This is a genomic window from Candidatus Liberibacter brunswickensis (genome assembly GCF_036858155.1).
Lineage (GTDB): Bacteria > Pseudomonadota > Alphaproteobacteria > Rhizobiales > Rhizobiaceae > Liberibacter > Liberibacter brunswickensis.
Window position 1 is genome coordinate 1 of record NZ_JAAEJX010000017.1, and the last position, 13286, is coordinate 13286.

The following is a 13286-nucleotide window of genomic DNA, read 5'->3' on the forward strand; positions in this document are numbered from 1 at the left end:
CATTAGGATGGTATTATCAACTTTTGATTTTATTTGAAAATCATAATAAAAGAAAATTAAGCAAAAAAATAATATGACTATTACTTTTTATATAAGTATATCTTTCCTAATAAGATGTAATTTAATTTATTTTTACTTAGATCTAAACTAAAAAATTTTCTTTGAACTTTTTTTATTGCGTTTAATCATTTTCTTATTGATAATTTATAAATAACTTGCTCAAATTAACTATTTTTTATTTAAATTATTTTTATTGATTATCTCAATAACAAATATTTTTTATTATTATTTATAATTTATTGGTTTTGTAGATAGTAAAAAAATTGTTTTATTATTTATAATTGATCATTATTTAATTTCTTTTATACAAGATATCATTGCATGTATTATGGGTTTTTGGTATACCATTCAAACCGTTAAGAAAAGTTATGTATAGCTTTAAACATTTTCTTAATTTTTCAAAAGTAAGGCTAATCTATATGAAAAAATATCATAAAATCAAGTATTTATGATGTTCATAAAATGTATTAGATTATAATTAGTTTAATGTAATTATTCGTGTAGGTAGGGATTAACATTCCATATGCTTGAATACTATGCTGATTAAGGAGTAGCAATGTTATTAAATATTATAAAAGATTTTTATATTTTTAGAGTAGGATTTTTTATTGTATTGATGATGAGCAGTTTATCCAATGTATATGCTACTACTACTTCACATCCTTCTCCTACATTGCACAACCAGTTTTCTAAATGGTCCGTATATCAATATCCAGACTTAGATAAGACCGTTTGTTTCGCCCTTTCTATTCCTAATGTTTCAGAACCTGAAAGTGTTAAACATGGAATTAATTTTTTTATTGTTTCAGCGAAAAACAAAACAAGTGATTCTTATCTTCCGGAATTAGTTATGGATTATCCTTTAGATGAAGAAACAATGGTTTCTGTTGAAGTAAGTGGAAAATATTCTAGTGGCCAAATATTTAAAATGAAACCTCATAATAATAGGGCTGTATTTGAAAAAAGGTTTTATGATGATATGCTTATTAAGGAAATGCGATCGGGAAAGGAATTAATTGTATCTGCTAGATCTAAACGTGGAACTAATACTCGTTATGTATATTCTCTTACTGGTTTGTCTAATGCTATTGCAGATGTTCTGAAATGTAAGTAAATTATCTCGTTTTCCCCTTTTATTACTAAAGTCTTATCTGTGTATTGTTTTGTAAAATTAAGGTTATACAGAGTTATTATCTTTTACAAACAGTTGATTTTTAGGATAGTTTAATTTGAATATTTTTAAAAAAAAATCTTTGATTGGCATGATGAGAGAAGAGATAGAAAATTCTTTGCTCGAAATAGGAATTATGCCAGCTCAATTAAAAATGCGTACATCGCAGATCTGGAAGTGGATATATGTTCGAGGTGCACGTAATTTTCAAGTTATGTCCGATATTTCAAAAGAAATACGTTGTCTTCTAGATCAGCATTTTAGTATCATTTATCCAGAAGTTGTTGATGAAAAAGTTTCCACTGATGGTACACGTAAATGGCTATTACGTTTTCCTGAGAGATGTGCTGGTGGTTCTGTAGATATTGAAACGGTTTATATTCCTGAAAAATCTCGTGGTACTTTGTGTGTTTCTAGTCAAGTTGGTTGTTCTTTGACTTGTTCTTTTTGTTATACGGGAACTCAACAATTAGTACGCAATCTCACAGCAGAAGAAATATTATTGCAAATTCTTTTAGTTAGAGATCTTTTAGGAGATTTTCCAGGATGTAGAGATATTGAAGGAATGATAGTTCCATTGTTAGGTCGTAAGATCTCTAATATTGTTATGATGGGTATGGGAGAGCCTCTTTGTAATTTCGATAATGTAAAAAAATCTTTATTAATTGCCAGTGATAGTATGGGGTTATCTTTTTCAAAACGTCGTATTACTCTTTCTACTTCTGGATTCGTACCTAATATTGCGAGAGTTGGAGAAGAAATTGGAGTGATGTTGGCTATTTCTTTGCATGCAGTTAATAATGATCTTCGAAATATTTTAGTGCCTATTAATAGAAAATATCCTTTGGAAATATTAATGGATGCATGTCGTAATTATCCAGGTTTATCTAATGCAAGGCGTATTACTTTTGAATATGTTATGCTTAAAGGTGTTAATGATAGTCCTAAAGATGCAATCAACCTTATCAAAATTCTCAAGGGTATTCCTGCAAAAATAAATCTTATACCATTTAATCCTTGGCCAGGATGTGATTATCTTTGTTCTGATCAAAAGGATATTTCAATATTTGCTGAATGTATTAAACGCTCTGGATATTCATCTCCTATTCGCACTCCACGAGGAGTTGATATTTTAGCAGCATGCGGTCAATTGAAATCTCTTTCCAAAAGACCTTTGAAGGTTTCTAATAAGGATATTAAGAGAGAAGTAATTATACAATGATAATAAATTTAATTGAATATATATAAGATATATATCACATTATAATTAGTCTAAAATATCCGCGTAAATGATAACATATTATCATAAATAAAATTAGTATTGTTATTAGATTTTTCTGTTGTCATTCTTCAAACGTTGTGCTGGGAAAAGTATAACATCTCGAATAGAGGGTGCATTGGTCAATAACATAATCAAACGATCTATTCCAAGGCCTAATCCACTTGCTGGAGGCATTCCATAGGTCATTGCATCTAAAAAATCTTCATCAAGAATTGTAGGTTCTCCACGTTCATGGGACTGTTGAACTTGTTTTTCCATACGTATGCGTTGTTCTACAGGATCATTAAGTTCGGAAAATGCATTACATATTTCCCATCCATTGCAGTATGTTTCAAAACGTTCTACTAGACGATTTTCTTCTGCTACTTCTTTTGCAAAAGGTGATACATCTTTGGGGAAATTTATGATATGAGTTGGATTTAGAATATTTTTCTCTATTTTTTCTTCAAAGACTGTCATCATGACTTCACCCCATAAAGAGTCTTCTGCGATTTCAATACCAATATTTTTTGCTACAGAACGTGCTTCTTGATCACTTTCTAAATTCATGAAATCAATTCCTGTTTTTTCCTTTATTAATTCTGGCATAGATTTACATGCAAATGGTGTTTTAAAAGAAATTACTTTTTCTCCAAATGTAATATCTGTCGTTTCGTATAGCTTTACAACAAGATTATGGAAAAGATCTTCTATTAATCTCATCATATCTCGATAATCAGTATAAGCCCAATAAGCTTCTATCATTGTGAATTCTGGGTTATGTCTTGAGGATATTCCTTCGTTACGAAAATTGCGATTTAATTCAAATACTTTATCAGTTAAACCAGATATAAGTACTCGTTTAAGATAAAGCTCAGGTGCAATTCGGAGATACATATCTGATTTTAGGATATTATGATGAGTTATAAATGGATCAGCAGTAGCACCTCCGTACATAGGTTGTAATATGGGAGTTTCTACTTCCATAAATCCTTTATTTTCCATAAAATTTCGTATTTGAGAGATAATATTACTTCTTTTTTGAAAACGTAATTTAGAGTCTTCATTGCTGATAATGTCAAGGTATCTTTTACGATATCTAATTTCTACATCAGATAATCCATAATATGTTTCTGGAATTGAGTTCAACGCTTTGCTAAGCATTGTTATTTTTTGTGCGTTAACTGTTAGTTCACCACGCTTAGTGCGACGTACTTCTCCTGTTACCCCTATAATATCACCTATATCAATCATAGGTAATAAATTTTGTGAATCTTGATCTGTTATGTTTTTATGAGTAAAAATTTGTATTTTACCGCTTGCATCGTGAATATCCATAAACATTCCAGAGTTGCGGGAAGAATAAACGCGTCCAGCAACAGTTATTATATCTTGCGATTTTTCGTCATTTTGAAGATAAGAATATTTTTTACTTACTTCAGCATTAGGTAAATCACGATGGAAATGAGTGGGATAAACTTCTGCTAAAGATTTCCTCAATATATCTAATTTTTGAGAACGAACTTCGATAGAATTAGAAGATAAAACCTCTTTAGTCATAATATTACTCATTTCATTTCTTTTTTTTATTATTTCTAATAATAGAATTATTAACTAACGTAATAGCATGTTTTAGGCGAAAATAAACAACGGAACGTCCTAAAATTTCTATACTGTCAAAAAGAGGTAAAGAATATTTAGATCCTGTTATTGTAAGGAAAATAGGTTTAACTATAACCTTAAGAGGTTTTTCTATATTTTGGGCTACATTGCGTAATGCCTTTTCAATATTTTCTCTTGTCCAAATTTGTGTGTTTTCTAATTCTTCTAGTGATCTTTTCAAGATATCTACAATTTCTGCTAGATCAAGAGAAATATTTTGAAAAGAATCCTCTGTTAAATTAATATCATGTTTAAATAAAAAATCTATCATTTTAGGAATCGAGGAAAGAGTTGTAATACGAGATTGCGCAAGTGTTAATGCTTTCGTAAGGCAATCTTTTTCTTTCACCCATTGTGATACACGAGATATAAATTCTATTGTAGATAGTTGTTCACGAATCCAACGACCATTTAACCAGTCTAACTTTTGTTGATCAAATACAGCTCCTGCCTTTGATAAATTATGAAGATCAAAACAATGGATTAATTGTTGTATATTCATTAATTCATCTTCCTCCTCATTTTTGTTTACAAACAAAAGAGCAAGAAAATTAATTAGAGCTTCTGGTAAATATCCCATTGCTGAATAATAGGAAATAGAAGTATTGTTTTTTCGTTTTGATAATTTAGATCTATCAGGATTTTTAATGAGAGGTATATGGATAAATTCGGGAATAGGGAAGTCTAAATATTGATATAATAGTATATGTTTGGGCACTGAAGAAAGCCATTCTTCTCCTCTTGCAACATGCGTGATTTTCATTAGATGATCATCAATGACATTTGCTAAGTGATATGTTGGCATTCCATCAGATTTTAATAAAACTTGCATGTCAACAGCATTCCAAGGAATTTCAATTTTTCCGTATACTTTATCTTGGAAGACACATAATCCTTGATTAGGAACTTTAAGACGTATTACATGTTGTTTTTTTTCTTTTAATAGAAGTTCTATTTCTTTATCTGAAAGTTTAAGACAGCAACCATCGTATCTTGATGGAATATTGCTTTTTCGTTGGGAACGTCGCATATCTTCTAATCTTTCTGTTGAGCAAAAACAGTGAAATGCGAGTTTTTTATCTAGAAGATTTCTTACATAAGATTGATAAATATTTTTTCGTTCTGATTGACGATATGGCCCATATTCTCCTCCTATATCAGGACCTTCATCCCAATTAAGACCACACCACTTTAAATATTTGATCACTGCATTTTCGGATTCTAACGTAGAACGTTTACTATCGGTATCTTCAATACGAAGTATAAATTTACCTCCAGTTTTTTTTGCTATGAGATAATTAAATAGAGCTGTATAAGCCGTTCCAATATGTGGTTCTCCAGTAGGAGAAGGAGCAATGCGAACTCGCACTTCATGATCAGAAATCATATATTTTTATCTTTCCAAAGATAATCTTAGTAAGATTAAGAGTTTTTGATTAATGTTAAGTGAGGATTATCCTCTCAGTCAAGAGTTTCAAAATAAAAGATAAAAAGAAAATAATTACTCATTATTAAAAGGAATATCTTGTTTTAAAAAAAATAAATTTATGCCTCCAAAACACGTGTCAAAAATGATTGTTTTTTGTATTGATATTTTCATAGTTCTGTGTACGAGAATATAGTAAATTTTATATTAGTAAAATTGCATATTCTTCCTCAATAAAAAATTAATTATATCTTTTATAAATAATTTGATAATCTTTTATCTAAAATATCTGTCAGATATATTTATTTTATTGTAATTATAGAATAGGTAATTAAAATAAAGGTTATTTTTTGTGATTTATTTGTTATTACCCGTTTTTTAGGAGATTTTTTTATGATTTTTAAAAAAGTTTATGCACAGTCAGATGTTCCTTCAATTACTTCTATTACTTCTCCCTTTGAAATGGCTTTTTTGTTTTTTATTTTGGCGGTAGTGTGGTATTTTTTAATTATTCGTCCACAACGTCAACAATTACAAAAACGTACAGAAAAATTACGCAACGTGCGTAGGGGAGATTCCGTAATTACATCTGCTGGAATCATAGGGAAAATTACAAAGGTTATTGATGATTCTGAAGTTGAAGTAGAAATATCCGAAAATGTACGTGTTCGTGTTGTTCGTTCGTTTATCTCTGAAATTATTTCAAAATCCGAACCTGTATCCGTAACCAAAAATAAGTAATAATAATTCTCTGATTCTAATTTGTTATTTAGTTATATGATATTATCTTGACGATTGATTATCACTATAACCAAGTAGGATAAATTATACATTACCTATTAATGTCTCCATAACATTACCTATTGAATGGGTTATAATGAAATGGTATCAATTACTAAATACAAATGGTTTCATGATCCTGATTTGATACATATTCTTTCGTTGCTTAACAAAGGAAAAGAAAAATCTTGTATTGTCGGAGGATCTATTAGAAACTCTGTGATGAACTTAAGTGTTCAAGATATTGATATTGCAACGACAATTCTGCCTAATATTGTAATAAAAATTTTCTCTAATACAAATTATAAAGTTATTCCAACAGGCATTGCACATGGAACTGTAAAAGTAGTATACCGAAAAAAATGTTTTGATATTACAACTTTGAGAAGTGATCTAATTACTGATGGTCGTTATGCTAGAGTTATATTTACGCGTGATTGGAAAGCTGATTCTTTAAGAAGAGATTTTACTATTAATGCCTTATATGCAGATCAATATGGTAATATTATTGATTATGTTGGTGGTTTGAATGATATTAGTAATAATAAAATAAAATTTATTGGTAATGCAGATAATAGAATTGCAGAGGATTATCTTCGTATTCTTCGTTTTTTTCGCTTTTTTGCTTGCTATGGTAAAAATAATAATATAGATCCTGATGGATTGGAAGCTAGTATAAATGCTAAAAAAGGTTTAAAAATACTTTCATCTGAACGCATATGGTCAGAAATAAAAAAGATACTAGAGGCAAAAAATCCTTTTGATGCAATTGTACATATGTATAATGGAGAGATATTCAAAGAAATATTCCTTGATGTACAAGAAAATTCTATTGATCACTTATCAAAAGTTATTGAAGTAGAAAAAATATTCGAATTTAATGTTGATCCTTTACTTCGTTTTATTGTTCTTATTTCTTTGCAAGATAAGGATTCTATTTTATCTATCGCTAAAAAATTAAAGTTATCGCGTGAAGAAAGATATTTTTTGATTTCTTTTATTAGCTTTAATTTTTATAATGAAGTTCCTTCAACAAAGGAAATTAAACAATTATTTTATCTTTATGGCAAAAGAGTTATATTAGCAAAATTAAAATTGTTTTTAGCTATCTCTTATAAAAGAATTTCAGATAAAAATATCCATTATATACTTCAAATGTTGTCTGATATTGTGTATTGGGAAAAACCATTATTTCCATTAAGAGGAGATGATGTTTTAAGATATGGCATTCCTCAAGGTAAAAATTTAGGGAATATTTTATTTCGCTGTAAACAAGAATGGATTAATTCTTCTTTTCAATTATCCCGTGAAGATTTGCTTTGTTTTTTGCAACAGTTAATATCTTCTTAAAGAAATATATTAAAAATACTAAGAATTATATATTTTGCTGTTCATATTTTACATCTTTTTTGAACTAAATTAGCTTAGATTAATAATTATGTGAAAAAATTTTAGGAGATACATAAGGAAGATCTTTTCTCCAAGCATTATAGTGTAGGTGCCATTGATATCGTGTATTATAATAAAATTTTAAAGGCAAAAAAATAGTTTTGCTTTTTAATCTTCCTTTTTCAATAGAGCTGTCATTTGTATTAGCAGCTTCATATACTGCGCCAGGTTCTGTTACGAGAGAGGGAACATTGTGTTCCCACCAATGTTTCATATCCATATCGATAGGACGAAATATATTTTTACGAATATTTAAAAGATCAATAGCAGCTTTTTTGCCGATAAAGTAACCAGTAGTTCGAGGAGACAATATTCTGGGTTGTAGTATACAAAAATTTCCTGGGACTGTGCATAAACAATCAGTTTTTTTATTTTTTCTTCTTAAAGAATCAAACTTTATCAGAATATCGCTTATATCACATTTGCTTAAATGTAAAATTAATTTGTTAAATCCATCTGAAAAATCAGCGTCGTCTTCTAAAATCACTGCACCTATATTTGAAGAATTTGCAATTTTTTTCCAAAGATCAATATGGCTCATATAGCAACCAATTTCAGGAATAGATAACAAACGTTTGAATTGGGATTTACGCTTTTGATTATAAAATATTTGTTTACAAATAGGATTGTTGTCTCCATATATTGCATCAAAAAAAGAAAATTTAATATTAATACGTGAAGCACGATTGCAAAATTTTTCACGCCTTGTATGGGAAAAAGGAAGGCTTATTACATATATAGGAATCGACATTAATTTTAAAACTCCATAAAAACGTCAATATGATAAGTAAATTTTTTATTTAAAAAACAATTTAGTAATACATCACGGAACTTAGTTTAATTTTATATAAATAATTAGATCTTATTACCTTTATATATTAGTTTTTATGTTTTTGATCGAAAATATAATACTTAAGTTTATATTTTTTTATCTTCGTGATAGTTTTGTTTTTTTTACTTGTCTACCATAATACATATTATTATCTGAATATGTATATTTTGCAGCAACAATCTCTATTCTCATTTGAATTATATAACAAAATGAAGTTAGAAGGAGATAAATCAAAGCAAGTTCACAGTAAATGATAAGAGGCTGATAAGTAGTTGATACGATTCTCTGTGCTGTTTGAAAAATTTCTGGAATAGTGACGGTAGAGGCAAGTGATGTGCTTTTCAGGATCGATATGAATTCACTTGATAAAGGTGCAGCAGATGTAGAAATAGTCTGTGGCAATATAACATGACGCATAGTTTGTTTCCATGTTAATCCAATAGAATAAGAAGCATCCCATTGTCCTCGAGGGATTGAGACGATAGAGGAACGTATTATCTCTGATATATAAGCAGAAAAATTAAGTGTTAGGCTTATAACAATAGCAACGAATGAATCGAATATTATACCTATGTGGGGTAGTCCGTAAAATATTATAAATAATAATACTAAAAGAGGAATTCCTCTAAAAATCCACACGTAAAGTTGCATAATTAAAGATATTATACCTGGGAAAAAAATTCTGGTAATAGCTATGAAAATACCAACTATAATACTTAGAATAAAAGATATTGATGCAATTGGTAAAGTAAAAATGATGGCAGCGTAAAGAAGTTGCGGAAAAGAATCTATAATTAAATTAAACCAATCATATTGCATTAAATTATCTTCCAAAAATAAAATATATTTTTAGTTATGAAGAGCAAACTTTGACATTTGATATCACACTTTCGTCAAAATATTTATCAAATATTTTTTTATAAGTACCATCTAGATATATTTCGCATAAGGCTTCGTTAATAGATTTCTTTAGTGTAGTATCATCTTTTCGTAACATGAAAGCTATAGAATTGTTGTTTTTTATGTGATCGGCAATCTTGAATAGACGTCCATCATTAGGTCGAATTTCTAAAAAATTTAGAAAAGGGATATCAGGTATCATAGTTGCATCAGCTCTTTTGCTTAATAACAATTGCAATGATTGTTCAAAATTATTACTAAATATTAATTTAGATGTTAATTCTTTAGCAAATTGAGAAAGGTCTGTTCCAAGTATTTGTACAACTTTTTTCTTTTCTAGATCTTTAAAACTGTGAATATTATTTTCATTTATACGCACTATTAACAACAAATTATGTGTAATATAAGGAGTAGAAAAAATATATTTTTTTAGCCTGTTTGGTGTAATGGCAACGTTAACTAAAACATCGTAAAAGTTGGTATCAAGTCCAGCAATTAGTCCGCTTACTGCTGTTTCAAAAAATTCTATTTTTAAATTAAGTCGATTGGCTATATCTTTTATAATTTCAATATCAAATCCTATTAGTTCACCTATGCCGTTTTTAGAATGAAAACTATGGGGAGGATATATTCCATCTGTTCCAACTCGTAGAACTGATCTTTTTTCTTTATCACAAGGATATAAAACAGAATAGCAAGGAGAAATAATAAGTAACAAAGCACAAAGTATATATTTTGGAAAAAATATGCTTCTTAAATGCAAAATGATACGATGCATAAATTATATTTCCTCTCATTTTTTTCATTTTATTACCTTGATTCTTTTTAATTCTATTCTTTTTTACAAAAAATGTACTGTACTTTGTTTTAAAATTATTATTTTATCCATTGTATTTATTTGTTTTTGAAGAAATGTAATTAACAATTTCTATTAAAAACTGTGATTTTTTCCCATATGAGCTAATAACTTTAGTTATTCTTTGATTTATTCGATTTATTTCTTCTTCTATCCACTTTTTACCTTTAATTTTAACAAAGCTATTATTTTTATTAGTTGCATTTTTAGCTGAATTTTTTTTTGTTTTGGAATTATTATCTTCAAAATCAATTAAGTCATCAACTAATTGAAAAATAATTCCTAAATTTTCTCCAAAAAAACGTAACCGATCCTTTTCTTCTTCACTTGCATGTGCAAGGATAGCTCCTACTTCACAAGCAAAGCGCATGAGTGCTCCTGTTTTCATTTCCTGTATCATAAACATATGTTTTTCATCTATAAATTTGTCTTGAATATCCAGCATTTGTCCACCTAGCATGCCTTGTATCCCTATATTGCGTGTTAGCGAAATAATTAATTCAGATCTTATGCTATCTTCTAGTTTAGTTTCTGGAGAACAAATGATTTCAAATGCATAGGTTAATAAGCTATTTCCAGCAAGTATAGCAGTAACTTCATCGTATTGAATATGTACTGTAGGCTTACCACGGCGAATATATCCATTGTCCATTGCTGGAAGATCATCATGAATTAGAGAATAACAGTGTACACATTCTATAGCAGCACCAATGCGCAATGCTGTTGAATGCTTATCTGTATTAAATAAGGAATAACATTCAGTTGCCAAAAACGATCGTATTTTTTTCCCTCCATGTAATGCATAACGAATAGCAGAAAGTAATCGGTCATTGTGCTGTTTTGTTATATGACACGATGTGTCTGATAATAGTTTATCTAATAGATTGTCTACTCTTGCGGAGTTTTCTTGTAATTTAGATAGCAAAGTATTATTCATTAGTTTATCCTGTTTTCCTTTACTTATTGTATTAGTATACTTTAATACATAAGATTAAGAAAACATTGGAAAAAATATAAGAAAAAATTTATATAATTTTTAAAACTTAAAATTAGAAAATTTCTATATAGATGATACACACGTAATGTATCATTGAAAATGTTTTCTATAAATCGATAATTTATAATTATATATAGGAAAGTAAAGATAATTTACTATAATATAGTTCTTATTGTAAATTTATGAAAATAAATTTTTTATCTGATTACTTATCATTTATTAAAATAGTTTATTGATTTTATGTACATTAATATTTTCCATTAAAAATTACTATTTATTTCAACAAATTATCTCGTAAATTAAAAGAAGATAATTTGGTTTTTAATTTTATTTTATAAAAGATTTTTCAATGTATTTGTTAAGCAAATTATTCCTTTACTTTAAAAAAGGCATTTTTTCTGAAAAAGCAAATTTTTCTATTATTTTCGCTTTGGCCTGTTTTTCTATAATATTGTCTACATTTTTTTTGATTTATCTTTTAGATTGGTATCATAAAAAATCTTCTATGGACGATGCTAATAATTCTGCTATTTTGGCTGGCGCATCAAGGATGGTATCTAATTTATATAGTTTAGGTGATAACATTTCAAATCATGCGAAGAGAGCTTTAGTAGAAAATACAAAAAATTTTATTAGAAATCATATCAAAGAAACTTTACTTAAAAATTATGCTTTATTTAAACGCGAAGAAATATATAACATTGTGAAAAATTCTAGTATTTTTATTTCGCAGAAGATGAGTAGTATAAGAAGTTCATCTAATCTATTAAGCAATAATTCTAATGTTCAAATTGGTAAAAATTTTTATCATCTAGATGTCACAACATCTTATGAAAATAATTTTCAATTTATAGAAGATCTTCTTGATAATAAAAATTACAATCAAAAGATTGTATCTTTTGTTTCTGCTCTTTTGACAATAGAGACAGGAGAACGTCCTATTTTTTTTGTGGAGCTAGTTCTTGATCTTTCTAATTCAATGAATTGTGCTATTAATTCAAATTCTATTTGTAAAAATAAAGATGATGCTAAAATAACAGCACTAAAAAATTCTGTTATTAATTTACTTGATGTAATAAATAGTTCAATTACTAAAAAAGAAGTATTTATGGGATTGATAGGATATACAACGCGTGTTGAAAAGAATATAAAACCATCTTTTGAAATTGATGAAATCCGAAAATATGTCAAAGATATGAATGCTATCGAGACAGGACTCACTGATTCAACTCCTGCAATGAATAAAGCTTATCAAATATTGACTTCTGATAAAAAGAGATCTTTTTTAGTTAATCTATTCCGTAGTAGGACGAAAATTCCTTCTCTTAATTTTCAGAAATATATCGTATTTTTGACAGATGGAGAAAACAATAATTCAGAAAGCAATACTAAAACAATTAAAATATGCGAAAAAGCTAGGAACAATTCTATAAAAATAATTACTGTATCGCTAGGTACTTCTGATAGATCACAAAATTTTTTAAAAAAATGTGTTGGTTCTCCCGAGTATCATTATGATGTCAAAAATATTTCTTCTCTTTTACAAGTATTCAAAGATATTTTTCAAACAATTATTCATCGTAAGTATCAAGTAAGAATATTAGAATGAATGATTTTAAATATACTATATCTATTCTCTCATATGAGTTGATTAGATATTATTTTATAAATAAGAAAAATCATATTTTTAAAAAGATATCTTAAGATATATCCTTATTTTTTCTATTTCCCAAATTAATAAGATGTTATATAAATACATATATAACTTATAAATAATTATCATATAAAACTATGAAATTTTAATGCATTTTTATGACAATATTAATTTATTATATTAAAAGTGATTTGCTTATAATTTTTAAACGAATAGAAGGTGTAAATGATATTTAAAT

At 27.8% G+C, this 13286-nt stretch carries 11 protein-coding genes; 5 read left to right on the top strand and 6 right to left on the bottom strand.

All coding sequences use genetic code 11. The annotated features are described in order from the left end of the window. The first annotated feature begins 616 nt into the window (after window positions 1–616). Both GY664_RS04780 and rlmN read left to right on the top strand, forming a co-directional pair. A complete protein-coding gene (locus GY664_RS04780) occupies window positions 617–1174 on the top strand; it encodes a hypothetical protein (protein ID WP_333948348.1) in 558 nt (185 codons plus the stop codon). 115 nt (window positions 1175–1289) lie between these two features. Next, entirely contained in the window at window positions 1290–2453 is a 1164-nt protein-coding gene (rlmN, locus tag GY664_RS04785; protein ID WP_333948350.1) for a 23S rRNA (adenine(2503)-C(2))-methyltransferase RlmN, read from the top strand. A gap of 105 nt (window positions 2454–2558) precedes the next feature. On the opposite strand, the gene lysS is transcribed toward rlmN, so the two are convergent. Together lysS and gltX are read right to left on the bottom strand one after the other, a co-directional pair. Next, window positions 2559–4064, bottom strand: a complete 1506-nt coding sequence (gene lysS / locus GY664_RS04790) for a lysine--tRNA ligase (RefSeq protein ID WP_333948351.1) — start codon at window positions 4062–4064, stop codon at window positions 2559–2561. A 1-nt stretch (window position 4065) separates the two neighbouring features. Further along, window positions 4066–5538, bottom strand: a complete 1473-nt coding sequence (gene gltX / locus GY664_RS04795; RefSeq protein ID WP_333948360.1) for a glutamate--tRNA ligase — start codon at window positions 5536–5538, stop codon at window positions 4066–4068. 435 nt (window positions 5539–5973) lie between these two features. Here gltX and yajC point away from each other — a divergent pair, with 435 nt between their 5' ends. Continuing rightward, window positions 5974–6321 carry a preprotein translocase subunit YajC gene (yajC, locus tag GY664_RS04800; RefSeq protein WP_333948352.1) on the top strand — a complete coding sequence of 116 codons (348 nt, stop codon included), beginning with the start codon at window positions 5974–5976 and terminating at the stop codon, window positions 6319–6321. 141 nt (window positions 6322–6462) lie between these two features. After that, a complete protein-coding gene (locus GY664_RS04805) occupies window positions 6463–7710 on the top strand; it encodes a CCA tRNA nucleotidyltransferase (RefSeq protein ID WP_333948353.1) in 1248 nt (415 codons plus the stop codon). Window positions 7711–7789: 79 nt separating this feature from the next. Here the strand turns inward: GY664_RS04805 and GY664_RS04810 are convergent, their stop codons facing one another. The 4 genes from GY664_RS04810 to GY664_RS04825 form a co-directional block, all read right to left on the bottom strand. Continuing rightward, the gene (locus GY664_RS04810) at window positions 7790–8560 is read right to left on the bottom strand and encodes a glycosyltransferase family 25 protein (protein ID WP_333948355.1); all 771 of its coding nucleotides are present in this window, start codon (window positions 8558–8560) and stop codon (window positions 7790–7792) included. A 177-nt stretch (window positions 8561–8737) separates the two neighbouring features. Then, entirely contained in the window at window positions 8738–9460 is a 723-nt protein-coding gene (locus tag GY664_RS04815; protein WP_333948356.1) for an amino acid ABC transporter permease, read from the bottom strand. Window positions 9461–9494: 34 nt separating this feature from the next. Next, on the bottom strand, window positions 9495–10319 hold the full coding sequence (locus GY664_RS04820; RefSeq protein WP_333948357.1) for a transporter substrate-binding domain-containing protein: 825 nt from the start codon (window positions 10317–10319) through the stop codon (window positions 9495–9497). Window positions 10320–10422: 103 nt separating this feature from the next. Beyond that, window positions 10423–11334 (bottom strand): polyprenyl synthetase family protein, encoded by a 912-nt coding sequence (locus GY664_RS04825; protein WP_333948358.1) that lies wholly within the window; start codon window positions 11332–11334, stop codon window positions 10423–10425. A gap of 409 nt (window positions 11335–11743) precedes the next feature. Between GY664_RS04825 and GY664_RS04830 the strand changes: the two genes are divergently transcribed. Then, window positions 11744–13003, top strand: a complete 1260-nt coding sequence (locus GY664_RS04830; protein ID WP_333948359.1) for a vWA domain-containing protein — start codon at window positions 11744–11746, stop codon at window positions 13001–13003. Window positions 13004–13286: the final 283 nt, after the last annotated feature.

Excerpts from the sequence above, each read along its gene's own strand:
- GY664_RS04780 (WP_333948348.1), top strand. The coding sequence starts at position 617 with ATGTTATTAAATATTATAAAAGATTTTTATATTTTTAGAGTAGGATTT.
- lysS (WP_333948351.1), bottom strand. The coding sequence starts at position 4,064 with ATGAGTAATATTATGACTAAAGAGGTTTTATCTTCTAATTCTATCGAA.
- yajC (WP_333948352.1), top strand. The coding sequence starts at position 5,974 with ATGATTTTTAAAAAAGTTTATGCACAGTCAGATGTTCCTTCAATTACT.
- GY664_RS04805 (WP_333948353.1), top strand. The coding sequence starts at position 6,463 with ATGGTATCAATTACTAAATACAAATGGTTTCATGATCCTGATTTGATA.
- GY664_RS04810 (WP_333948355.1), bottom strand. The coding sequence starts at position 8,560 with ATGTCGATTCCTATATATGTAATAAGCCTTCCTTTTTCCCATACAAGG.
- GY664_RS04815 (WP_333948356.1), bottom strand. The coding sequence starts at position 9,460 with ATGCAATATGATTGGTTTAATTTAATTATAGATTCTTTTCCGCAACTT.
- GY664_RS04820 (WP_333948357.1), bottom strand. The coding sequence starts at position 10,319 with ATGCATCGTATCATTTTGCATTTAAGAAGCATATTTTTTCCAAAATAT.
- GY664_RS04825 (WP_333948358.1), bottom strand. The coding sequence starts at position 11,334 with ATGAATAATACTTTGCTATCTAAATTACAAGAAAACTCCGCAAGAGTA.
- GY664_RS04830 (WP_333948359.1), top strand. The coding sequence starts at position 11,744 with ATGTATTTGTTAAGCAAATTATTCCTTTACTTTAAAAAAGGCATTTTT.